We start from the raw sequence: 23,666 nt of genomic DNA, 5'->3' as shown, positions 1-23,666 counted from the left end.
AGGAAGGAGTCAGTCGAGTGTGGTCCGGGATGCTGTGACGACAGGGCGGAGCGAAGAACTCCCCGCTTCGACGGCTGCTGCCATCGGACCATGACGGACAACAGTATTCATTAAATCCGCTGTGCGTGTGATGAATTCGGGATACTCGGCCAGTTCGACGGGGAGGATGTCGCCGCGTTCGAGAACCGATCGAACGACATCTTCACTGGACGCTGCCGAGGCGGCAAGTCCTGCCAATCGCGCACGTGCTGGGTCGGCCATTGCACGTGCGTGCGGGCCGGGATCGAAACCTTCGGGAGGGCACACGCAGCAGAGATACGCGGCCAGGGTCAACGAGAGATGTTGCGGTACAACGCCGTTGCGCAGGTGATACAGCACGGGGGTCGGGATTCTCTGCGCCAGCTTCGCCGAGCCGTCGGAACCGACCTGTGCCGTTCTGTGGCCCAGAGCGGAATTGGACCACCGTACGAACAGCTGAGCGATGTAGTCCTCGATGTCCACGTCGTCCGGAACGGGCACGGTGGGGAGGTATTCGTCGACGAGTACCGCTCGCGCCGCGGCCTCGACGAACGGCCGTCCGATCGAATCCGGGATGGTCGCGCGACCGTCCAGAGCGCCGAGATAAGCAATGAGAGAGTGCGTTCCGTTGAGCAGCCGCACCTTCATGAGCTCGTAGGGTTCGACGTGCCGAGCGAATACGGCACCGCCGGCCTCCCACCGCGGACGACCTGCGACGAAGTTGTCCTCCATCACCCACATCGTGAACGGCTCGGCCGGGACGGCGATGGTGTCCACTGCACCCAATCGGGCAGTGGACTCTGCGTCGTACGACTCGCTGCTGGACGGGACGATGCGATCGACCATGGAGTTGGGGAACGTCACCGACGTCGCCAACCAATCGATCACGTCGTCGGCACCGCAGCGGGTTAGGAACTGGCGCACGAGAGCCGCCGTGCGGTCCCCGTTACCCAGCAGGTTGTCGCAGCTGGCCACCGTGATCGGAGTTCCGTGACTTCGAGCCCGCACCGACAACGCTCGCGCGAGCTGTCCCACGGTCGTCGTCGGCGTGTCCGGCTGGGCCAGATCCTGCTGCACTGCAGTCGATTCGAGATTCAGTTCACCGGTCAGGGGCGAGAACGTGTAGCCGAGCTCGGTGACGGTGATCGTGACGATCCTGACGTCCGGGTCGGCAATGGCTCGGACGACGGCCGCGGGATCGTGCGCGGCAACCATGACTCCGGTATGCGCTCCCGGCACACTCACGCGCGAGCCGGACGGAGAGATCTCTACGACCCCGTAGAGCAGGTCCTGCGCGAGCATGGCATCCGTGATCGTCCGAGATCTGTTGGCCACACCCAGAATTCCCCAGCGTCCGCCGTCCTGCGCCAGCGCGGCCGCGGTGTACACGGCCTGGTGTGCGCGGTGGAAGTTCCCCAGGCCCAGGTGCACGATTCCGGTTCCGTCCGGCCGCGTGGGGGCGAGCCCCGAGCCGGCGAGTGCCGAACGGGACAGTCTCGCTTCACTCATCTCGTCACCAATCCGTCATGGAACCGTCGAGGCGACGCGCAACCGGTAGATACGCGGGTTCGTACGGATACCTCGCCGCCAACGATTCGTCCATGTCCACGCCGAGGCCAGGCGCATCACCCGGGGTGAGATAGCCGTCTGCGAACGACCATGCGTGTGGGAACACTTCGTCGACCAGCGGGTCGTAGCCCATGAATTCCTGAATTCCGAAGTTGGGCGTCGCCATGCCCAGGTGCACACTCGCGGCGAGGGTGATCGGCGAGACGTCGGACGGTCCATGGGGTCCGCAGCGAACCTGGTGCACCTCGGCGAGCGAGAAGATCTTGCGCACATGACTGATGCCGCCGGCGTGCGCGATGGCGACGCGAATGAAGTCGATCAGTTTCTCGGAGATCAGCTGCTGGCAGTCCCAGATCGTATTGAACACTTCACCGATGGCGAGCGGAGTCGTGGTGTGTTGGCGCACCAGCCGCAGGGCGCTCTGGTCCTCGGCGGTGGTGACGTCCTCGAGCCAGAACAGATCGACGTCCTCGAGCGACTTGCCCAGTCGCGCAGCCTGTTGCGGAGTCAATCGATGGTGCGCGTCGTGCAACAGTTTCAGTTCGGACCCGACGTGCTCGCGCACCGCTGCCAGCACACCGGGGACATGGTTGAGGTAGGCGTCGGTATCCCACACTTCCTCGACCGGAAATGCACCGCGCCCAGCAGGTTCGTATCCCTGCGCCCCTCGGTGCACGCCGTACACCGAGTCGAGCCCGGGGACTCCGGACTGAGCGCGCACGGCGCGAAAGCCCTGTGCCCGACGCCGGTCGACCGAGTCGATCAGTTCCGCGGTGTCCCATCCGGTGGCATGAGTGTACGAGAGGATGCGATCCCGGACGGCTCCACCCAGAAGTTGGAAGACCGGTTGCCCCAGCGATTTTCCCTTGATGTCCCACAGTGCGAGGTCGACTGCCCCGATCGCGGCCATCGTCACCGGTCCGCGTCGCCAGTAGACACCGCGGTAGAGGTACTGCCAGGTATCCTCGATGCGCGCCGGATCTCGGCCGATCAGCAACGGCGCGACGTGATCGCGTAGGTACGACGCCACCGCGAGTTCCCGGCCGTTCAACGTTGCGTCGCCGTAGCCCACGACGCCGTCCGCGGTGGTCACCTTGAGGGTGACGAAGTTGCGGGTGGGGCTGCAGACGATCACGTCGGCAGCGATGATCCTGTCGGTCACGAGATCACTGCCTCTGCCATGAAGTTCTTGCCGGCAACGAGATTGATCAGTGGTTCGTGCGCTGCGAGTCGACCGATGTTGGCGGTGATGTCGTCGACTCGGCCTTCGAAGGTTTCGCCGGTGATGCCGGACGAGTGGGGTGTCATCAGGATGTTCGGCAACGTGTGGAACGGATGCGGCGATGGTGCACCGACACCGTCCGCCGACGGGTAGTCGTACCAGACGTCGATGGCGGCTCCCCCGAGCGAACCGGTCGACAACGCCTCGAACAGCGCATCCTGTTGGACGAGTGGTCCGCGTCCGACGTTGATCAGGACCCCCTCGGCTCCCAGGGCCGCAAGTTCCGTGGAGCCGATCATTCCGGTGGTGCGCTCGTTCAGTGGTGCGGATACCACCACGACGTCGGCCTCGGTCATCAGGTCGGAGAGGCGGTCCGTCGAGGCAGCCCAGGTCAATCCGTTCTCAGCGGCGTCGACCGAACCGCTGCCCGTGACCGCGATACCGGTGCAGCCGAATGCGCGCAGCAGTGCCCAGGACTGCGCGCCGATGTGGCCGAAGCCCACGAATCCGACGGTCGCCGAACCCAGTGAGCTGGACTGCCGAAGCGTCCGGTCGTAGACCGGCGACGCCCATCGGTCTTCCCGCAGTTGCCGGTCCTGTTCGAGGAATCGGCGGCGTAGCACAACCGCGGTGGCGGCAACGTACTCCGCGATCGACCGCTCGTGGTGAAAGGTGTTGGCCACCAGTGTCTGCGGGCTCAGGGCATCGAAGGCCACGCCGTCGGTGCCGGCTCCGGCGACGTGCACCAACCGCAGCTTGGGCGATGCTTCGGCCAGCGCGGCCGGGAACTTTCCGCCGACGTACACGGTCGCGTCGGCGACGTCGGCGGCAATCGCATCGACGTCGAAGTTCTCGTGCCACGACAGGGCGACGTCGGAGGAAATCCGATCCTCGAATCGGGCGCGATGGGGCAGCAGGTTCGAATCTGCGATGACGACCTTCACTTCGATTCGTCCTTTCCCGGAACGAGAGTGCGTGTGTGGACGGGGCCGGACGAGGCACGGACCACGAGTTGGGTGGGGAGATGGATGGTGCGCGCGGGCGAATCGGGCTCGGCTGCGCGTTGGAAGACCAGGTCGGAGCTGACGAGACCGGCGCGACCCATCGGCACGCTGATGCTCGTCAGAGCAGGATGCGCCAGTTCGGCAAGAGGTGAGTCGTCGATGCCGACGACGCTGAGATCCTCGGGAACCGCCAGGCCCATCGACCGGACTCCGTTCATGACTCCGATGGCCATGGGATCGTTGTGGGTCATGACCGCGGTGGCCCCCGTCGCGACGACGCTGGCGGCGGCGGCGTGACCACCCGCAAGGGTTTCCTGCTGCCAGCCCAGCACGTCCAGCACGATTCCTCGTGCGGCACAGAACTGTTCGACGGCGTCGACACGTCGGGCGTTGGACCAGGATTGTGGCGATCCCTGGACGTACGCGAGGTGCGAGTGCCCCAGAGCTGCCAGGTAGTCCACGGCTTGCCGAATTCCGTCCTCCGAATCGGCGACGACACAATCACATTCGTCCGAGGACCGGTTGACGAGCACGAGCGGGGTGTCGCCTGCCAACTGAACGATGTCCTCTGCGGGCAGGCGCGGCGCACAGACGATCAATGCGTCGACTCGCCCCTGCAACTCCCCGATCACCTCACGCTCACGGTCGGCGCTTCCGTCGGTGTCGGTCAGGACGATGGTCTGCCTGCGATGCCAGCCCTGGGCCTGGGCAGACTTGACGAACCTTGCGAAGACGGTGTGGCCGATGTCGGGTACCACGACCGCGACGGTGGTCGCCGCAATGCGAGTGTCCGACGATCGACCCGAGGCGGCGACGTAGCCGATGTCGTCGGCGACCGCGATGATCCGGGCGAGTGTGTCGGCACCGATACGGTCGGGATTGCTGAACGCGCGCGATGCCGTCGACAGGGATACGCCTGCTTGCTGTGCCACCTGCGTGAGCGTTGGTGCCATGGTTCACCTCGGGGGTTCGTTGTGATGCTGAGCACAACGATTGCAGATATTGCGCAAACTTGTCAATACCTTGCACAAGCCCTTCCGTGTCGACCGCGCGGCGGACTTTGACAGACTCCATGGACCGCTTCGTCGACGAGCAGGAGATTTCACGGTGCGTACATTCCCCCTCCCCCACACCGGAACAGAAGTCTCGAGCATCGTGCTGGGGTTCATGCGCATCACCGACGTGGACGACGCCCGGATCAGGAGGTTGGTGGACACTGCCCTCGATGTGGGCGTGACGGTGTTCGATCACGCGGATATCTACGGCGGTGCCCCGCACACGTGCGAGAAGCGATTCGGCGACGCGGTGACACTGACCCCGTCGCAGCGTGAGGCCATCAGCATTCAGAGCAAGGTCGGTATCCGCGACGGCTGGTTCGACTTCTCCGAAGAACACATCGTCACCACGGTCGAGGCGTCACTCGCGGCCCTCGGTGTCGATCACCTGGACACACTTCTGCTGCACCGACCGGACGCCCTCGTCGAGCCGGAGGAGGTCGCAGCAGCGTTCGATCACCTGCACGAGTCGGGCAAGGTCCTGGGCTTCGGCGTCTCCAATCACACACCCGGCCAGATCGAGTTGCTGAAAACCGCTGTGAAACAACCGATTCTCTTCGATCAAGTACAGCTGAGCATCGTGCACTCGCCGTTGATCGCGTCGGGGCTGACCGCCAACATGGGCACCGAGGATCAGTCGATCGACCGCGACAACGGTCTGCTGGACTACGCGAGAACGCGCGGCATCACCCTGCAGGCATGGTCACCGTTCCAGAGCGGGACGTCCTCCGGTGTGTTCGTGGGTGACCGCGAGAACTACCCCGAACTCAACGTGGCGCTCGACGAGATCGCCGACGTACACGGCTCCACCCCGTCGGCAGTGGCAACGGCCTGGATCACCCGGCACCCGGCCGACATCCAGGTCGTGCTCGGCACCACGAACCCCGATCGAGTCGTCGAGGCCGCCGGAGGTTCCGATCTACGCCTGACCAGGCAGGAGTGGTACCGCCTGTTCCGGACGGCAGGCCACACACTGCCCTGAACGATGCTCAGCGCCGTCACATCTGCCGTTACCTCTTCGTTACCGACTAGCTATCGATCTGTGATGATCAGTCTTCGATTCGGTGACGTTGCGCTGTCAGGATTACTGCACGGCATGCAACGGAACCTGTAGCCCTCGGGTTCCACCCAGCGCATGTCGGTCGTTAGGCCATCCGAACTGAGAGGTTCGCACCGTGACTGTCACCGACCACTTCGATTCCCGCTTCGCAACCGCCGAGACCGCCGATGCTCGCTTCTCGATCGGTATCGAGTCCTACTCGCCTCGCCTGACGGTGGTTCGTGCCGGCGGCGAACTCGATTTGACATCGCGCTCCAGCTTGGCTGGGGAACTCGACGAGGCGCTGCGCGGCGAATCGGTTGTGCTGCTGGACTTGTCGGCGGTGTCGTTCATGTACTCGGGCGCAGCGAGCGTGATCATCGAGGCTGCCGCTCGCGCGGCAGACCGCCTCGAGATCTTCGCTCCGACGCGGCCCGCACGCATGGTCCTCGACGCGCTGGGTTTGGCGACGATCGTCGACGATCCTCGCGCAGCCTGACCTGTCGAGGTTTACCAGTTCGTCGTTTCGGTGACCCTGGGCTGACATGGACTCACAAAGGGCTGCGGCCGTGAGTCGTCTCCACTGAACCGAAGCGGCTCGTTCGACTTGCCGCGTGGAGCATTTCACGCACACCGAGGCAAGGATCGACAATGTCCGACCAGTTCAGCAAGTCCGACCCGACCACCGCATTTTCGATGCCCGACCGGGCCGAGCAAGGTCGCCTCGAGCACCCGGGACTGACCCGCGACATGGTCTCCACTCCCGATCACGGCGAGAATACCTACCGTGGATCGGATCGACTGCACGGTCGCAAGGCACTGATCACCGGCGGTGACTCGGGCATCGGCCGTGCTGTTGCACTTGCATTCGCACGCGAGGGTGCCGACGTGGTCATCGCACACCTCGAATCCGAAGGTCCGGACGCGCAGACCACTGTCGACCTCATCGAGGGAGCGGGGCGCGCCGGTAGAGCCATCGCCTGCGATCTCACCGACGAGTCCCAGTGCGTGCAGCTGGTCGACACCGCCTCCCAGGTCCTCGGCGGGCTCGACATCGTCGTCAACAACGCCGCTTTCCAAATGGCTCAGATGGGCGGCATCGCCGATATCACCACCGAGCAGTTCGATCGGGTACTCAAGACCAACCTGTACGCCTTGTTCTGGATCTCCAAACGCGCTGCCGAAATCATGGACGCAGGATCGACGATCATCAACACGACCTCGATTCAGGCATCGAATCCCTCTCCGGAACTGCTGGACTACGCGACGACCAAGGCAGGAATCGTGGCCTTCACCAAAGGCCTCGCCGGCGATCTTGCAGAGCGTGGCATCCGTGTCAATGCTGTCGCACCCGGACCGATCTGGACGCCGCTCATTCCCGCGACGATGCCGGCCGAGAAGTACGAGAAGTTCGGTGAGACCGTACCGCTCGGACGCCCGGGCCAGCCCGTGGAGTTGGCTCCGTCCTATGTGTTCCTGGCATCGAACGAGTCGAGCTACATCACCGGCGAGACCATCGCCGTCACCGGCGGAACGCCGTTCAACTGACCCCGTCGGCGTCCTTGGATTCACGCCACGCCAGAAGCACACCGCTCCCCTCGGGGCGTCGCCACGGCAGGAACAGCGCAACAGCGATCGCGCACGTCATGGCAGCCGCGACGGTGACAAACGACGCGAGCTGGAAGCCCTCCAACGAGGCCGCCTTCATCGCGTGGATCAGGTCGGCCTTCTGCGTCGCAAAGATCGGGTTCGTGGGTGCTTTCACGATCTCGATGACGCTGACGACGGTCTCGCGAGCGAACGCCTTCTGATACGGCTCCATGATCGCGTCGGGAATCGCATCGATCTTCGGACTCACCTGTGCGGTGTAGACCGATGCGAGGATCGACCCGAGCACGGCAACTCCGAGAGTTCCGCCGATCTCGCGGGTGGTGTCGTTCACCGCGGATCCTGCACCTGCCTCGTCGAGCGTCACCGAGGACATGATCGACTCGGTGGCAGGGCCCTGCACGATCGCCAAGCCGAGGCCCATCAGAACCATCGAGACGAGAACCGGCCCCAGATAGGGCGTTTCGACCTTCACCTGCCCTGCGATGAACATGCCGATGCTCATCACCACCAAACCGAAGACGATCACGGCCGTGGTTCCGATGCGTTGGGCGATGATCGTCGCCAGCGGCGCACCGATTGCGATGGATATCGCGAAGGGCAGCGAGTGGACACCGAACTGCAGTGGGGTCAACTGCATCACACCCTGGAAATACTGGGTGATCATGAACAGGAAGCCGAACATACTGAAGTACGCCACGGCAATTGCCAAGGCGGGCAGTGAGAATCGCCGGTTCCGAAACAGGTTCAGATCCAGCACCGGAGACGGTGTTCGCAGCTCCCACCAGACGAATGCGACGATGGCAGCCGATCCTGCCAGGTAGGCTCCGATGCTCGTAGCAGACAACCAACCGTTGTGTGGCGCTTCGATGATCGCCCAGACCAACACCGTGATGCCCGCCAACGACAGCGCGATGCCCAGAGGATCGTACTTACCGACGTGCTCTGCTTTCGACTCCGGCACGCAAGCCAGCGCAGCCACCAGAACGAGCAGTGCCACAGGGACATTGATCCAGAACACCGAGTGCCACGAGAAATGCTCGAGCAGGAATCCGCCCGCCGTCGGGCCGATGGCGATGGCGAACCCGGCCATGGCAGTCCAGGCCGCGATGGCCAGCGCTCGCTCCTTGGCGTCGGTGAAGATGTTGATGATCAGGGCAAGGGTCGCCGGAAACACCGCGGCCGCACACACACCCATAGCTGCTCGGGCCGCGATCACCTGTCCGAGATCGGCGGCCACGGCACCGCCCACCGACATCACCGCGATACCTGTCAGTCCGAAAATCATGACCTTCTTGCGGCCGTAGCGATCGCCGAGGTGCCCGAACGCCAACAGCAATCCAGCGAACGTCAAGGTGTAGGCGTCGACCACCCACTGCAATCCGCTCATCTCGGCACGCAGCTGCAGCCCCATCGAGGGCAGGGCGACGTTGACGACGGTGTTGTCCAGCACGACGAGCAGCTCGGCCGCGCAGATGACGATCAGCGCGAGGTATCGCCGACGAAATTGCGGCACATCCGCCAGATGACGGGAGGTGGTGGGAGACGACATCTGATTTCCTTCCACTATGACGATCGGCATAGTTATTGAAGGAAAGTTAGCTGTAACTGTCAGTTATAGCAATACCGGCCGCCCATCCTGACCGACGTCAGCGGCCGGCCGACGCCTCCAGTACCGCCTCCAGCAGGGCCGACAGCTCCCCCTCGGTCCGATCCAACGCCGCCGTGGAGCGCTGCGCCTTGGCCATGATCAGCGCACCTTCGATGGCGGCGATCGCGAATGTCGCCAACGAGTACGATCGCTCGCGAGTCAATCCGCGCTGCCACAGCGACGCCGCGATCACGTCCTCCCAGGACGAGAAGGACTCACCTGCCGCGGCCACCGCCTGCGGCGCATGCAACCCGTCGAGCGCAGCAGGCGCGACAGGACAGCCCGCCACGAAGTCCGTGGCCAGCAGTTCGCCGCGGAATCCGTCCAGAATCGCCCGCACGGTCGCAGACGGACCGGCCGAGGCCAGGCCGGCCGAGATCATGGCGCTCATCGCGGCGCCCGCAGTACGGGTCGCCTCTTCCACCAACTGAGGTTTGCCGCCCGGAAAGTGGTGATAGATCGAGCCGCGCGGTGCGCCCGCGTGATCGATGACGTCCGCCAGCGAGGTCGCCTCCACACCGCGTCGACGAAACAGGTGTGCGGCGCTACGCAACATGTCGTCCCGAGCACTGCTTCGATTCGCCATCCCAACCCCTCCCGAGGACGCCACAATGATTGACGTGACGACTCGTTACATCTACAGTCCCTCTGTAGCTATGTTGTCCATCATAGCTGGAGCCGCAGTCCAGGAACCGGAGCAACGCCATGTCCCCTGACACCGACGTGATCGACCTGAGCAGCCCGCTCACCCTCGCCTGCGGGCAGATCCTGCCGAATCGCGTGATGAAGGCAGCTCTCAGCGAAGGACTGTCCACCGCCGAGCACGGCCCGGACTCGCGCCTCGAAACGCTGTACCGCCGGTGGGGTGCCGGCGGCTACGGCCTGGTGGTGACCGGCAACGTGATGGTCGACCGGTCCCATCTCGGCGAACCGGGCAATGTCGTCATCGAAGACGACCGCGACCGCGATGCGCTGGCCCGCTGGGCGAAAGCGACGTCCGACGGCGGTGCACCCATCTGGATGCAGCTCAATCACCCCGGTCGACAGGCCAATCCGCTCGTCACCCGCACCAAGCCCGTTGCGCCATCTGCCATCGCACCCAACATTCCGGGGATTCCGGCACCTCGGGCGTTGAGCGAGAACGAGATCCACGACATCATCGGTCGATTCGCCACCGCGGCGGCTGTGGCCGAGACGGCCGGCTTCGACGGCGTCCAGATCCACGGGGCGCACGGCTACCTGGTGTCGCAGTTCCTGTCGCCACTGTCCAATCGACGCGACGACGCCTGGGGCGGCGACCTCGACGGACGGATGCGATTCGTGCTCGAAGTCGTCCGCGCAATCAGAGCGGCGGTGTCGCCGAGTTTCGCAGTGGGAATCAAGCTGAATTCGGCGGACTTCCAACGCGGCGGGTTCAGCGAGGAAGAATCACGCATCACCGTCGAGCATCTCGTTCGGGAATCCATAGATCTCATCGAAATCAGCGGTGGCAGTTACGAATCACCGGCGATGATGGGCACCGCGAGCACCCGCGATCGCGAGGCGTACTTCCTGGAGTACGCGCGGACGGTGCGAGACGCGGCCGCAAGCGTGCCACTGGCGGTCACCGGCGGCTTCCGTACCCGCTCGGTGATGAATGCGGCAGTGCAATCGGGTGAGTGCGACATGGTGGGCCTCGGCCGTCCGACCGCCCTCACCCCTGCCGTCGCGAACTCTCTGGTCGACGGCACTCTCGACCGGGTCGAATCGCCGCGCGTGGCTCTGCGCGTCCCGTCGAAATCCAGTGCGTTCAAGCAGATCAACGGCGCTCTCGATCTGCAGTGGCACACCGACCAGTTACAGCTCATCGGTGCTGGGCGGCAACCGAATTCGAGCCGTCCGGCATGGAAGACCGCGGCTACGATGATGCAGCGCAACGGCTGGGACGCGTTCCGCAATCGCCGGGGCTCCGCTCGGGTCGAGACATCTGCTGCCGCGACGAAGTTTCGCCGCGAGCGCTGGATCGGCAAGCACATCGCGAATCCGGTCGTCAACGGACTCACTTCGATCGGCGTCCGAACCTCCCTGGTCACCGATATCGAGACCGTCGGCCGCAAGTCCGGCCTGCGCAGGCAGGTACCGGTGTCGGCAGTGTTCGACGAGACCGGAGCCTGGCTGATCTCCCAGCACGGAACCCGATCCGGTTGGGGAGCCAACATCACCGACGAACCCAGAATCAGAATTCGTGTTGGCAGCCGATGGCGTACCGGCACAGCGACGTTCGTTCCCGACGACGACGTCGCGCTCCGAGCGCGATCCTTCTCGAACAATCCGGTGCTCGGACGCCTCATCGGCGCGGGCTTCCGAGCACTCCAGACCGACCCGGTGTCGGTGCGAGTCGAGTACGACGATTGACCGACTCTTCACCATCGACTTAGGTTTGGTTTACTTAAGTTGTGAAGACACTCCCCCGCTTGCACGTCGTCCTCGGCGCGGTCCTTGTTGCATCCCTGCTCTCGTCCTGCGGTGTCGACACCGAACCGACGACGTCGGACTCGGCGACCCATTCGGTCACCACGCAGTTCGGCACCGTCGAGGTACCGGATCGAATCGAATCGGTCGTCGTGATCGACGGACGACGCGACCTGGACATCGCCCTGGCGTTCGACCTACCCATCGTCGGGATGCCGGTGGAAACCGAGGCTCCACCTGAAATTCCCGGCCCGCTGACCGAGCCCACCAGGATGCTGCTCGCAGACGGAGTGCCCGAGCTGTATCCGCGAAACACCGTCGACCTCGAGGCCGTCGCACGCGTCGATCCCGACCTGATCATCGGCCGCGACGAGGTGATCGAAGAAATCTACGACCAGTTGAGTGCTATCGCGCCGGTGTTGCCGGTGGGCTCCACCGGAACCGGAGTCAGCTGGCAGCAGGACGTGGCAACGATCGGCGCGGCACTGAATCTGCAGGCCCGAGCCCGAGCAGTTGTCGACGAATACACTACTCGCGTAGACGAACTCACGACGCAGTACGCCGATGCCATCGCCGACACCACCGTCCTGCCGATCAGTACATCGGAGGAAGGTGGGATCTCGATAGGACGTGACCGGGTGACGTCGATCGCGCTCGAGGATGTGGGAGCCCGCTTCGGCTCCGCGTGGAGCGCAGCCGCTCCGGAGATCGAGTACGGACCTGAGAACGTCACCGCCGCATCCGACGCAGTGGCAATGATTGCCGCCATCACGTCCGAAGAGGACTTGCAGGCAATGAACGCCAACCCGCTCTGGACCGGATTACCGGCTGTTCGCGGCGACCGCATCGTCCGGACGGACAAGTTCACCAACGACGGGGGTCCGCTGACCGCGCTGTGGACCCTCGGCTTGGTCGAGAGGCTCTACACCCCGAGTTGATCGACGGCGGGCGTCCGACACCCGTCGGACGGCACCGCTTGCACTTCCTCCATACGACAAGTGACACAGGACACAATTGTGCCGACTATGGGTTCATGACCAATTTCCCCACTCTCGACCCCGAACTCGCCGCTGCCGTCACGATGCTTCCGAGTGTCGATTTCGGCGACCTTCCCGCAGCACGATCGACCTTCACCGCACTTGTCGACGCCATGCTCGCCGACCTGTCCATGGACGGAGTTTCCCTGCGCGAGCTCGCCGTCCCTGGACTCGACGGTGCACCGGACGTCGTCGTTCGATTCTTCACACCGGAGCACGTCGACGGACCGTTGCCCGTGCTGGTGTGGATCCACGGCGGCGGATTCGCCATCGGGACAGCCGCGTCCAGCGATCCCTACTGCGTGGACGTCGTCCGTGAACTCGGTTTCGCAGTAGCCAACGTCGAGTACCGGCTCGCCCCCGAGACGCCGTTCCCCGGGCCGCTCGACGACTGCTACGCGGCGCTGGCGTACATCCACTCTCATGCGGACGAACTGGGCGTGGACCCGGACAGAATCGCGGTGGGCGGTCAGAGCGCCGGTGGCGGCCTGGCGGCAGGAACGGTGCTGCGGGCTCGAGACGAGGGCGTGGTGCCGGTGGCGTTCCAATTGCTCGAGATTCCCGAACTCGACGACCGACTGCACACCGTGTCGATGACGGAATTCGTCGACACACCGATGTGGCACCGGCCCAACGCGATTCTGTCGTGGCAGTACTACCTGGGCGAGTCGTACAGCGGACCGGACGACCCGAACGTCTCGATCTACGCCGCTCCCGCTCGTGCCACCGATCTGGCCGGACTCCCACCGACGTACGTCTCGACCATGGAGCTCGATCCGCTTCGTGACGAGGGCATCGACTACGCGGTCCGGTTGCTGCAGGCAGGCGTGAGCGTCGAATTGCATTCGTTCCCCGGCACTTTCCACGGATCCGCGCTACTGGCGACAGCAGAGGTGAGCAAGCGCGGACATGCGGAAGCGTTGGACGCCCTGCGTAGGGGCTTGCGCCTTCGCGTACCCGCCTCGTAGCGTCGCTTCATGCAAGGACTGATGTACCGGCTCGCGGAGCTCGATGCCGACTCCGCGGGTCTGGTGCGCGTGATCGATTATTTCGACGCACTGATCAGACATGGCGCCGACACCACCGCGATGCTCCCCGCCAGCGCTGCTCTCGCCGATTGCGTGGTCGGAATCGACGTCGTCGGCACGTCCGGCGGACACCGCCAGCGTGCGCGGTGCGATCCGAAGGGCCGCTGGCTGACTCAGGCCGCGGGCGAGCGGTCGGCAGCCAAAGACGTTGTCGTCGACGACGTCGTGATGGGCTCGGTGTGGATCGAGCGCGCAGGACCCGCGCTCGCTCTCGACGACATGCTCGTCGATCGAATGGCCCTGACCGCAGCCGTCATTCTGGTACCACGGCACAGTCCGTCCGCTGCCGAACACACCCGTTCGGTGTTGTTCCCTGTGGACGACATCGCACTGCTGAGCTCGCTGACCGCCTTGCACATCGAACCGACCGACCGAGTGAGAGTGGCCATGTCAGCCGCGGACTCCCCGCCGGGACCTGCCTCGCCGACGGCCGGTCGGTCGGTACCGATCACGGTCGACGACCACGTCCTCTACCTCCTGACGAACGAACCGTCCGCACCGCCGGTCGGCTGCTCCCATCTGGGTGTCTCCCTTGCCCTGCGCGCCGACGATATCCATCGACACCTCGGGAATGCTCGATTCGCCCTGGCGCAGGCAAGTGAGTACCGACCCGTCGTGATCGCCGATCGGCTCGGTGCGCTGAACCTGCTGGACAGGGGAAGTTCGTTGACACTCAACGACGTTCCCGACCTCGTGCGCGCGAACGAACTGCGCGCCACGCCTCACGGCCGGGAGTTGCTCGGCACGCTTCGCGCGTACCTGGGATCCGGAAGCCTTCGGGCGACAGCAGACCGAACGCACCTGCACCACAGCAGCGTGGCGCACCGACTTGCGAAGGTCTCCGAAGCAGTGGGGTACCCGGTCGATTCGATCGAACACCGTGCCCGCGCGACCGCAATGATGATGGTGCTCGACGGCAGCGACACCGCAGTCGCATAATCAGTCGATGGAACCGACGCCCACGGGCACGCTGCGCAGCACCGACACCGGCTTCGCTCTCGAGCTGACCAGGACCATCGCCGCTCCGCGCGAGGACGTGTGGGCCAGCATCACCGAATCGTCGCGAACGGCAAGGTGGTTCGGGCCGTGGGAGCGCATCTCGGAGAACACCGTTCGCGTCACGATGCGGTTCGAGGAGGGCGAGCCTGCATCGGACATGGCGATCGAAGCGTGCGAGCCGCCCGGCCGGCTGGCCGTGCGAACGCTCGACGTGATGCAGTGGCCGCTCGAGGTTCGCCTCGACGACAGGGACGGCTCGACGGTCGTCGTTCTGGTGCACAGTTGCGAGAGCACGGACGGTCTGGGCGACATCGGTCCCGGCTGGGAGTACTACCTGGATATGCTCGTCGCATCCAGGGACGACGCCCCGCTGCCGAGTTTCGACGACTACTACCCGTCGCTGCAGGAGTACTACGCGTCGCTTCGCCCGCAGTGAATCAGTGACTGCGTAGCGCGTCGATGAGCTCTTCCTTGTTCAGCTTCGAGTAGCCCTCGAGACCCAATTCCTTGGCTCGGTCGGTCAATTCGTCGACCGTCCAGTCCTCGTAGGATCCGGATTCTCCGCCCTTCTTGCCGACCTGGTCTCGCCCCTTCTTCGCTGCGGCATTCGAGATGCGGGCGGCTTTCTCCTTCGAGTTTCCGTCCTCGCGCAATTTCTCGTAGAGATCCTGGTCCTTGAGCTGTGGTTGATCGTCGTTGGTCGGCATACCGGCCCTCCGTTCCGTCGATAGTGCTCGTACAGCTACCCGCTTCGCCCCCGGGCAAACACGGACGCTTCCCTCGTTGTGAGCCAGAACAACAGAAAATGGGTACGTTCGGGATATGCCATACCTGGAACGATTCGACGACGTATTCGTGCTGAACCTCGGCAGTCGAGGTGTGGACGATACCGAGAACCGCATCAGCCCGAACTGGGTTGCCGAGATCAACGCGCTTCTGGACGAAATCGAGACCGGAACGGGTCCTGCTGCGCTGGTCACGACGGCGACTGGAAAGTTCTTCTCCACGGGAGTCGATCTGTCCTGGGGTGCCGAGAACCTCGACCAGATCAACCGATTCATCGGGACGGTGCAAGAGATGTTGGTGCGCTTCCTGACATTTCCGATGCAAACCGTCGCGGCAATGCAGGGACACACCTACGGTGGTGCCGCGTTCTTCGTGATGGCGCACGACTACCGGATCATGCGATCCGATCGCGGATTTCTCTGCTTCCCCGGCGTGAACATCGGTGCGACGTACAGCCCGGGAACCGTCGATATGGTGCGTGCCAGGTTGGCTCCACATGCGTTCCACGAGGCTCTGACGACCGGCCGCCGGTACGGCGGTGGCGACGCCAAGGCGCTCGGCCTGGTCGACGCGGTCTCGACGCAGGAGCGGGTGCGCGAGGACGCCATCGCGCGCGCAGCCGAGTTGGCCGGCACCCGCGGTGACGTCCTGGGCGAGATCAAACGCACCATGTACTCGGCCGAGATCCGTTCTCTTCTGACGCCTGTCGCAGGCGTCGACGAAATGGAATGGGCCTCGAACTGACCGAGCCGCCAGCGCAGCGCTAACTACCTGCAACCAGAGGAGCGACCTCGGTGCCGAGGAGTTCGATCCCGCGCAACAGGTCACTGTGCGCCAGTCGCGGATTGGTCATCTGCAACGACAGCCGGTCCACACCTCCCAGTTGATCGCTCACTCTCAGGATCTTGTCGGCCACCGTCTTCGGATCTCCCATGAAGAACGCACCGTTGGGACCGGAGGTGGCATCGAACTGTTGCCGGCTGGGCCGAGCGAATCCACGTTCCCGAGAGATCTTGGTGAACATCTCGTTCCAGCCGGGGTAGATGGTGTCGGCTGCGGCCGTCGTGGTCTCGGCGACGAAGCCGAACACGTGCAGGCCCACCTTCAGCTGCTCCGGCGGGTGGCCCGCCTGCGCTCCGGCGCGACGGTACAGATCGACGAGCGGGGCGAACTGTCGAGGTTCTCCGCCGATGATGGCAATCATCAGAGGGAGCCCGAGAAGCCCTGCGCGAGCGAAGGATTCAGGCGTTCCACCGACGCCGACCCAGATCGGCAACGGATCCTGTAGTGGACGCGGGTAGATACCCTGGCGGGTCAGCGCCGGGCGGTGCCGACCGGACCAGGTGACCTCGACGTTGTCGCGGATCTGCAGCAGGAGGTCGAGCTTCTCAGCGAAGAGCGAGTCGTAATCGGCCAGGTCGAGGCCGAACAGCGGGAACGATTCGGTGAAGGATCCACGTCCCACGACCAGGTCGATCCGGCCCTTGGAGATCAGATCCAGGGTGGCGAACTCCTGGAACACCCGTACCGGATCGTCTGCGCTGAGCACCTTGACTGCGCTGCCGAGTCGGATGTTCTCGGTGCGCGCGGCTGCCGCGGCAAGAATGATCGACGGAGCCGAATCGTAGTACTCGCTGCGGTGATGCTCGCCGATGCCGAACGAGTAGAGCCCGACCTGATCCGCGAGGGCGATCTCTTCCAGCAGGTGACCCATTCGCTCCTCGGGAGCGATCACCCGGCCGTCGGTCGGATCGGTCACGGAAGAGACGAAGCTGTCTACGCCCAGATGCATGGTGGGACCTTTCGATTCGGGTTGGTCGACTCCATCAGCATCGGTGAAGATTCAATTATTCCGATCTGCGTCGAGCAGGCGGCTACTCACCCCATCGTTTCAGCTCGTCCGCCGCGTAGTACATCTGCTGGGAAGCGCCGAAGCGAACGAGCAACTGTTGCTTGTCCTCGTAGAACCAGACCACGGTTCCGTACATACCTGCCATGGGCCCGGTCAGCGGTGTGACTCCGTCGCCTACCTCGAATCCGTCCATCCCTGCACCGTACCGACCGAGGGTGCCGAAATCGGACACCCACCGTTCGGCTTATCGCTGTCCGCGCTTGCGTGCGCGCCGTTCCTCCAGCTTGCGCTTGCCGTAGCCCCATGTGATGCGGCCGAGACCCTCGAAGAGTCGGCTGGAGAGACTTCTGCGGTTGCTCATGGTGTGGCCTCGTTTCCAGTGATGATCATGTTCTGTCGGTTCGCTATCGGAAGCAGCAGGCTTTCCGGTACGCCCTGCACCTGGTAGCTGTCGAAAGTGAGTCGAATCGAAGGCGAGCAAGCGCACATCGGTCACGGGTGATCTACGTCACTTGCAACTGCTGCGCGTCGCATCACGCCCGCGCGACAAGTCGATCGATCCACCCGATCACCTCGGGGTAGGCAGCGACGTTCGTGGCCGTGTGGTCGAACTCCGGCACGAGCTCGGTTCCGAAATCGAACTCGCGGACGGTGATGTCCACGGCACCCGCGGCGCGCCAACGCTGCGCGAGCAGTCGGCTCTGCTCGATCTCGACGGACGCGTCGTGGACGCCGTGCACGATCATCACGGGCGCGACGGGCGCGGTGAACCCGACGGTGTTCGCCACGGTCAGTGACCCCAGCACGGGCCCGGTCATCAGTTCTCCCAGGGACGAGCCGTCAGCAGTCAGATCCTCGGATCGCAGCGGTCCGTACGCGAGCGCGTCGGTGGTACAGAAGTCCTGTGCCGCGTCGAGAGCCGCGCGTCCGCGATCGTTGAAGAGGGCGCGGATCCGGTCGGCGAGATCGGGGTGTGCGCCGATCAGACCGTCGATCGTGTACAGCATCGTCGCGGCCCATGCGGAGCCGTCCTGGCCTTCGACGCGGACCACCGGATCGGTGGGAGCGGCACCGACGAAGGCCCCGACCACGGACAACTCGGGCGCATAGGTGGATGCGAGCTCTGCGGCGGCGGCCGATGCGACGCCGCCCGCCGAGTATCCGTAGAGCACGACGGGCGCGCCGGTCTCATGTGCTGCGGCCCGTGCCGCGTCCAGCAGTGCACGGGCGCCGGCGACCCGGCCCAGGAACTCGTACTCACCCGGGGTTCCGAGCCCTTGGTAGTCCGTCGTGACCACCTGGTACCCCTGCGCCAGCAGTGGGAGCAGTGCCGGCATCGTGGTTGCCAGTCCCTGCTCGGTCGACCCCGAGCAACGATCGGCAACCCCGTAACTTCCTGGCGCATAGGCGATCACGGGCCGGGGTCCGGCACCATCCCACGCCCGAGTCGGTGTCACCAGAAGCCCCGACACCGCCACCGCACGATCGCGGGGATCGGCCGATCGATACAGAATGCGTTCGGTGCGTGCTCCCAGGAGGTCGAGCTGCGGCACTGGTTCTCGGCGCACGATGGACCCGGGTGCATACGCCTCCAGGCCGACGACGGGCGCTCCGTAGAAATCGGCAGCGACGGGAGCCGCCGAGACGGGTGCAGCCGACATGACGAGCGCCCCGGCAAGGGCGAACGAAGCGAAGGTGACCCGTGGGAGTTTCATCTCGCGAGCAAGTATGCGGCGCTGCGCACCAATCCGCATTCGCTGCTCCGCCGCAACAAGTGCGGTGGCCGCGTGCACGGATCGCCATCACGATCATGGCGCTACTTACCTACTTGATCCACGTCGGGACGAGGCTGTGCACCTGTGGTGCGCCGGCCAACAGCGGTGCCACTTCACGTTCGTACGCCCGGTAAGCGGGTTGCTGGAGAAACGTGAGCGCGTCTTCGGCGGTGCGGTAGTGCTGGAAGGCTGTGATGCCATCGGGATCGTCGACGTCGAGACCGTAGTAGTAGGCGAGATGTCCGGGGTTGTCGAGGACGGCCGGTGCCATGTGCTTTTCCCAGAGGGCTCGGACGGCGTCGCGTTGGTTCGGCAGGGTCTTGTGAGAGACGATGACGGTGACACCGGACAGGACGGCGGTTTCGGCTGCCATGGAGAGCTTCCTTTCGACTGACCATCAGTTGCGGTTCACGGCGATCATGCAGCATGGGTCGGACAATCGACGATGGTGCGGATCCGTGACGGACTGGGCACGCTACTGGCAGCCGCAGGACGAAGAAAATATTCGGTTCGCCATACCGGAAACTGTTGCCGTACTGCGCCCGAGTGCATCTGCGATGCGGGTAGCCGCAGCCGACTGCGACATGTGCAAGGTACCCGTTCGACCAGTCTCGTCAGAACTCCTCGTCTGCGTGGCAAGGACATTCGACAGCCCCACCCGGGATTGTCTTCGCCGCGCTCGACTTCACTTCATCGTGCGCAAGAGTCCACATCCCCGCTTGATCAGGACAGACGCGGAGCTCCATGTGGATTGTCTGAAAACGTCAACATGAGACCGTGTGGTATGCGATTGTTCGAGGATTACATGTTCATTCCTGCCAAGTACGAGGGCTGGATCGGAAGCGGATACGTCTCGACGATAGTGTGCGCGGCGTCGCCATCGGAAGCCATCCAGGCGCTTCAGGCCGACGACCGTGAACGTGTCACGGCATCGGGCGTCAAGGGTGTTCAATATGGTTGCCGTACTGGCGCACCCACAGAATCCCAGCGAGGGAGACCACGTGGCACTCAACAATCGCTTCGACAAGTCGTTGTGACGCACCGAGTCAGTCTGTCAGCCCAGTGGGTCCGCGCCCGACGTCGCGGGCGCACCCCCAGCCTGCCTCATTCCTCGCGAACTCGGAACAATACGACCGAACTTGATATGCAGCGTTACCTGTAAGCCCTGCATATACTGCGCCACAGCATCTTTCGCGCTGTCACCGTGCAACCAAGCTCCAGTTCATGCAGTACTCGAAAGCCATCCGAAGAACGAATTCTTCTGCCGCCGTGGCCACCCGGTAGGGAGAATCGACTGCATGCTCCCGCCTTTCTGGTGTCATCGGCGAGCGTCTCGATTCGGTTCGTCGCGGGATTGGGTTTATGGCAAAGACACGCTTGGACACCAATCCCCGTGACAGCATCGAACCGATCAGTCTTGATCGCCCATAGCAAGGAGCCCCTGATGAATTTCGCCGCCCGCCGCCTGGCTGCCGCCGCTGCCGTATCCGGCGCGACCGCCCTTGCCCTGATTGCCAACCCCGCCCTGGCTGGAGCCGTCGTTTTCGCAGGCAACGCCGAGGTGACAGCCGAAGGCAATGTCATCACCGTCCAGTTCGCCAACGTCAAGTCCGACGGAGTCCTCTTCGGCTGCGAAGTCTGGGTAACCGACGACCCCGCGACCACGGTGATCGTCGACCAGCAATTCGTGCCGGTTGTGGGCGGATCCTTTGCCCCGGCCGTGGGCGGGACGGCTACCTACACCACGACACTGCCCGACGGTGACTACCTTGTCGCCGCTCTCTGCAGAGACTCCGATACCGGTCTTACTCTGACCCCCGATATCCCGCCTATCGCTTCATTCAACCTCGGTGACGGCGTACCGGTCACCCTGGTCACGCCCCCGCCTCCCGGCGGCGGGTTCTTCGGCAGCGTGGAGATGGGGAACCTGTTCGGCAGCTCGTAGCCGCCCACACCCTCATCACCCCACCCCACCCGGAGACCGACACGGACGTGGGTGTCGGGTGGGGACGGTGGCTGATTGCCCACGACAGCGACAGCCGCGATCGTCTATTGTCTGCGCTTACGGATACGAAGGCCCCAACTCGGGTTGGAATAGTTTCTGCGCTAGGGCATTCAGACGCCGTCGCGGGCAGGTACGAAAATATCGACGCTGGCTACGCTGGGTAACGGAGAATGCGACTATCGCGTTGCGACGTAACGTCGAGAGAGGGCTACACCCGCCTGTAGTCCGGCCGCGCAGAGCGCGGTCGGCCGCGTTCGTGAGCCAATGCCAGCTTTCCCGCGGCCACGTTGCCGCCTCGGCGCGCGCATCTGCCACGGTCACCACGCCGGTGTCAGAGCGCCGAAGAATCACCGAGTCGTCGTCCCAGTCGATCGAAGCAGCGCGTGCATCGAGGGGTCCGTGGGCGGCGATGATGTCGAGGTCGGCGTCGATCGGAAATGACTCGTGCTGCACCCGTCGCTGAAACTCGTTATGCAGCATCTGGTCCTGAGTCAGCGACGCTACGAACCACGGCCTCACCGTGCCGGTTGTAGAAGCCCGGATCAGCAACGCCGTCACCGCGCCCACCGAACCCGATCCTGAGTTCGTCACCGGCGCAACCACAATCGCCACGTTGCCGTCGATCACCACCACCGGCGCTCCGCTCAGACCCACGGATCGATCGGATTCCGATGCCGTTCCGAACGTGTCGTCGTAATCACCCGAAAGCAACTGCTTCAGCAGTGGGCCCGTCGCGCAGCGCGCCACAGCCCACCGATCCCCACGCGCGATTGCCCCGACCAGGATGCTGACGTGGGCGACCATTCCCCCACGGCCCGTGGCCGCCGCGAGCCGGTTCACAGTCACAGTGCGGTCACCGATCTTCGTGTCGCGGTCGCGCCTGCTCGTCGACCACACTGCGAGCGGGGTTGTCACTGGTGGCGTGTGCCTCGCGGCCGGTGACGCCGGCGCCTTCGGGTGGGTGTGCGTACCAGCCGCTAAGACCGTCCGTAGCCATGGGCGCGCGAACCCCCGACCAGCCGATAGAGCGTGCTTCGGTGAGGATGTCGCGTTCGACACCAGCACGTTCAACCGGGAATTGGCGCCACCGAGCGAGGAGCCCCTCAACGAGTTCGAGAACGGTGACTTCGGGGCCGCTGCCCGGGTGTGCCCGCGGAGCGGCAGGAACATCGCTCCAGATGTGCGCCCCGATCACAGGATGAACGAACCCATCTGCAATACGCGCGGACATCATCCTGCTGTGCGCTCTCGCCCCGGCAGCACGTGCGCCGTCCCCACGATCACCACCGAGACGGGTGAACAATTCCTCCGCAAGTCGGTACTGGTCCTCGTTGATGCGCGACCCATCCGCAACGCGCTCATCTCCGGATTTGAACGGTGTGAAACGTGAGAGCACGTCCGCCACCACGTCGGCGGCGTCGGGAGGTATCAGTGGCGGCACCAACGTGAGGTCGCCGTGCACGGCCGACATGTAGCCCAAGCTAGCGATGGGAAATCTGCTCCAGTCGCTTTCCCCCACCGCTACGGCCGTGGCGGCAAAGACGAAGTTGTCGAACAGATCTCGGTGCACCGGCGGTAAGCGACGCATCGCGTTCGCGTCGGCCAGCGAGACACCGTCGTAGATGAATTGTTCGAGGATTCGACCCTCTACTTCTTGCAACCACATATGAAAACCCGCGAACTAGGAGGACCGTTAGACGAAGCCGACGGGCGCGGGGTCACCGAGCGCCAGTAAACACGCCCGGCCGTTCCTCCACAAGCCACGGCCTGAGGCGTCGTGGTCAGCTCGCCCTCGTCAGTTGCCGCGCTGTTGCCTTGGTGGTGGCAGGCGAATCAGAGTTCGGGCGCGGGCGGGTTCACTCTGTCGCACACAGGCGTGACGGGATCGGTGGGAGTAGTCCGAAATGGCCTGTAGGTCCACCTGGGTGAGTCGCCGCCTTGCACGGTTCACTTGCGTTCGATTGCGAGGGTTCAAAAAGATGAGTAAGTGATGACTGGAGCATCCACAGACGTCCATCAGCTACCCGGCGGTGCGAATCCGGCACACAACTCGCAGGTCAGCGGCATAGCAACCGGGACCTGACTCCCGGTATTTGCGATTGGGAGTCAAGTCTCTAAAACGTCCTCCGCCGCTTGAAAACCCGCAGGTCAGGGAGTTGCGATTTTCGCGAAGCTTGCGGTCGGCTACACATAACCAGACAACAAAAAGTGCCCCTGACCAGCAAATATGCTGTTCAGGGGCACCTGTTGTGCGCCATCAGGGATTCGAACCCCGGACCCGCTGTACAAGAGATAACAATTCAAGTGGATGCACCCGCGTCCATCATTGGCCCGCTGAGCAGGGTGTTCGGCGAATCGAATAACCACCGGCGTCCGAGTGAATCCACCCGGGTGCGTCCCAAAGTGATGAGTAAAAGATGACCAACGGCGAGCTGCTCCCGGTCCACCAGGGTCCCGCTCGGTCCGTTACCGTCTAAACGGACTGCCATGGCTACTCGACTCCACCT

23 protein-coding genes are annotated in these 23,666 nt (G+C 64.1%); 10 read left to right on the top strand and 13 right to left on the bottom strand.

Annotated features, from left to right (window positions below; translation table 11 throughout):
• Positions 1–9: 9 nt before the first annotated feature.
• From CH306_RS18590 to CH306_RS18575, 4 genes are read right to left on the bottom strand one after another with little or no spacing between them, the layout of a single operon-like run.
• A complete protein-coding gene (locus CH306_RS18590; protein WP_094647491.1) occupies positions 10–1,527 on the bottom strand; it encodes a mannitol dehydrogenase family protein in 1,518 nt (505 codons plus the stop codon).
• A 4-nt stretch (positions 1,528–1,531) separates the two neighbouring features.
• Complete coding sequence (manD, locus tag CH306_RS18585; protein ID WP_032394637.1) at positions 1,532–2,749, bottom strand: D-mannonate dehydratase ManD; 1,218 nt, start codon at positions 2,747–2,749, stop codon at positions 1,532–1,534.
• On the bottom strand, positions 2,746–3,753 hold the full coding sequence (locus CH306_RS18580) for a 2-hydroxyacid dehydrogenase (RefSeq protein WP_094647489.1): 1,008 nt from the start codon (positions 3,751–3,753) through the stop codon (positions 2,746–2,748). Before CH306_RS18580 ends, manD begins: the two co-directional genes overlap by 4 nt.
• The gene (locus CH306_RS18575) at positions 3,750–4,766 is read right to left on the bottom strand and encodes a LacI family DNA-binding transcriptional regulator (protein ID WP_094647487.1); all 1,017 of its coding nucleotides are present in this window, start codon (positions 4,764–4,766) and stop codon (positions 3,750–3,752) included. The genes CH306_RS18580 and CH306_RS18575 overlap by 4 nt, the downstream gene beginning before the upstream one ends.
• 154 nt (positions 4,767–4,920) lie before the next feature.
• On the opposite strand from CH306_RS18575, the gene CH306_RS18570 reads away from it, so the two are divergent.
• The 3 genes from CH306_RS18570 (at position 4,921) to CH306_RS18560 (ending at position 7,455) form a co-directional block, all read left to right on the top strand.
• The gene (locus CH306_RS18570; RefSeq protein WP_094647485.1) at positions 4,921–5,850 is read left to right on the top strand and encodes an aldo/keto reductase; all 930 of its coding nucleotides are present in this window, start codon (positions 4,921–4,923) and stop codon (positions 5,848–5,850) included.
• A 193-nt stretch (positions 5,851–6,043) separates the two neighbouring features.
• On the top strand, positions 6,044–6,406 hold the full coding sequence (locus tag CH306_RS18565; RefSeq protein ID WP_094647483.1) for an STAS domain-containing protein: 363 nt from the start codon (positions 6,044–6,046) through the stop codon (positions 6,404–6,406).
• Between the two features lie 152 nt (positions 6,407–6,558).
• Positions 6,559–7,455, top strand: coding sequence for an SDR family oxidoreductase (locus CH306_RS18560; RefSeq protein ID WP_094647481.1), 897 nt, complete (start codon positions 6,559–6,561; stop codon positions 7,453–7,455).
• On the opposite strand, the gene CH306_RS18555 is transcribed toward CH306_RS18560, so the two are convergent.
• The gene (locus tag CH306_RS18555) at positions 7,448–9,067 is read right to left on the bottom strand and encodes an MFS transporter (protein ID WP_094647479.1); all 1,620 of its coding nucleotides are present in this window, start codon (positions 9,065–9,067) and stop codon (positions 7,448–7,450) included. The genes CH306_RS18560 and CH306_RS18555 overlap by 8 nt on opposite strands.
• Positions 9,068–9,164: 97 nt before the next feature.
• Positions 9,165–9,752 (bottom strand): TetR/AcrR family transcriptional regulator, encoded by a 588-nt coding sequence (locus CH306_RS18550; protein ID WP_256981203.1) that lies wholly within the window; start codon positions 9,750–9,752, stop codon positions 9,165–9,167.
• A 119-nt stretch (positions 9,753–9,871) separates the two neighbouring features.
• Here CH306_RS18550 and CH306_RS18545 point away from each other — a divergent pair, with 119 nt between their 5' ends.
• From CH306_RS18545 to CH306_RS18525, 5 genes are all read left to right on the top strand, one after another.
• A complete protein-coding gene (locus tag CH306_RS18545) occupies positions 9,872–11,560 on the top strand; it encodes a nitroreductase family deazaflavin-dependent oxidoreductase (RefSeq protein ID WP_094647476.1) in 1,689 nt (562 codons plus the stop codon).
• A gap of 41 nt (positions 11,561–11,601) precedes the next feature.
• Positions 11,602–12,555: an ABC transporter substrate-binding protein gene (locus tag CH306_RS18540; protein WP_256981202.1), complete on the top strand. Its 954-nt coding sequence runs from the start codon at positions 11,602–11,604 to the stop codon at positions 12,553–12,555.
• Positions 12,556–12,650: 95 nt separating this feature from the next.
• Positions 12,651–13,622: an alpha/beta hydrolase gene (locus CH306_RS18535; protein ID WP_094647474.1), complete on the top strand. Its 972-nt coding sequence runs from the start codon at positions 12,651–12,653 to the stop codon at positions 13,620–13,622.
• Between the two features lie 9 nt (positions 13,623–13,631).
• On the top strand, positions 13,632–14,681 hold the full coding sequence (locus CH306_RS18530) for a helix-turn-helix domain-containing protein (protein ID WP_256981201.1): 1,050 nt from the start codon (positions 13,632–13,634) through the stop codon (positions 14,679–14,681).
• Positions 14,682–14,688: 7 nt separating this feature from the next.
• The gene (locus CH306_RS18525) at positions 14,689–15,177 is read left to right on the top strand and encodes an SRPBCC domain-containing protein (protein WP_094647472.1); all 489 of its coding nucleotides are present in this window, start codon (positions 14,689–14,691) and stop codon (positions 15,175–15,177) included.
• A 1-nt stretch (position 15,178) separates the two neighbouring features.
• On the opposite strand, the gene CH306_RS18520 is transcribed toward CH306_RS18525, so the two are convergent.
• Positions 15,179–15,448: a DUF7218 family protein gene (locus CH306_RS18520; RefSeq protein WP_045194529.1), complete on the bottom strand. Its 270-nt coding sequence runs from the start codon at positions 15,446–15,448 to the stop codon at positions 15,179–15,181.
• 115 nt (positions 15,449–15,563) lie between these two features.
• On the opposite strand from CH306_RS18520, the gene CH306_RS18515 reads away from it, so the two are divergent.
• The gene (locus CH306_RS18515; RefSeq protein WP_179272909.1) at positions 15,564–16,271 is read left to right on the top strand and encodes an enoyl-CoA hydratase-related protein; all 708 of its coding nucleotides are present in this window, start codon (positions 15,564–15,566) and stop codon (positions 16,269–16,271) included.
• A 19-nt stretch (positions 16,272–16,290) separates the two neighbouring features.
• Here CH306_RS18515 and CH306_RS18510 read toward each other — a convergent pair whose 3' ends face one another.
• The 4 genes from CH306_RS18510 to CH306_RS18495 form a co-directional block, all read right to left on the bottom strand.
• Positions 16,291–17,319, bottom strand: coding sequence for an LLM class flavin-dependent oxidoreductase (locus CH306_RS18510; RefSeq protein WP_032394649.1), 1,029 nt, complete (start codon positions 17,317–17,319; stop codon positions 16,291–16,293).
• An 82-nt stretch (positions 17,320–17,401) separates the two neighbouring features.
• Positions 17,402–17,572, bottom strand: coding sequence for a hypothetical protein (locus tag CH306_RS29150; protein WP_155290791.1), 171 nt, complete (start codon positions 17,570–17,572; stop codon positions 17,402–17,404).
• A gap of 340 nt (positions 17,573–17,912) precedes the next feature.
• Positions 17,913–19,133: a lipase family protein gene (locus tag CH306_RS18500; protein ID WP_143545403.1), complete on the bottom strand. Its 1,221-nt coding sequence runs from the start codon at positions 19,131–19,133 to the stop codon at positions 17,913–17,915.
• A 70-nt stretch (positions 19,134–19,203) separates the two neighbouring features.
• A complete protein-coding gene (locus CH306_RS18495) occupies positions 19,204–19,527 on the bottom strand; it encodes a putative quinol monooxygenase (RefSeq protein ID WP_218829683.1) in 324 nt (107 codons plus the stop codon).
• Positions 19,528–20,598: 1,071 nt separating this feature from the next.
• On the opposite strand from CH306_RS18495, the gene CH306_RS18485 reads away from it, so the two are divergent.
• Complete coding sequence (locus tag CH306_RS18485; RefSeq protein ID WP_094631400.1) at positions 20,599–21,099, top strand: hypothetical protein; 501 nt, start codon at positions 20,599–20,601, stop codon at positions 21,097–21,099.
• A gap of 117 nt (positions 21,100–21,216) precedes the next feature.
• Here the strand turns inward: CH306_RS18485 and CH306_RS18480 are convergent, their stop codons facing one another.
• Complete coding sequence (locus CH306_RS18480; protein ID WP_143546498.1) at positions 21,217–21,999, bottom strand: hypothetical protein; 783 nt, start codon at positions 21,997–21,999, stop codon at positions 21,217–21,219.
• Between the two features lie 13 nt (positions 22,000–22,012).
• On the bottom strand, positions 22,013–22,819 hold the full coding sequence (locus CH306_RS18475) for a hypothetical protein (protein ID WP_143545400.1): 807 nt from the start codon (positions 22,817–22,819) through the stop codon (positions 22,013–22,015).
• Between the last annotated feature and the right edge of the window lie 847 nt (positions 22,820–23,666).

Source organism: Rhodococcus sp. 15-725-2-2b, assembly GCF_002259075.1.
GTDB lineage: Bacteria > Actinomycetota > Actinomycetes > Mycobacteriales > Mycobacteriaceae > Rhodococcoides.
This window is presented reverse-complemented; position numbering and strand designations above follow the sequence as displayed.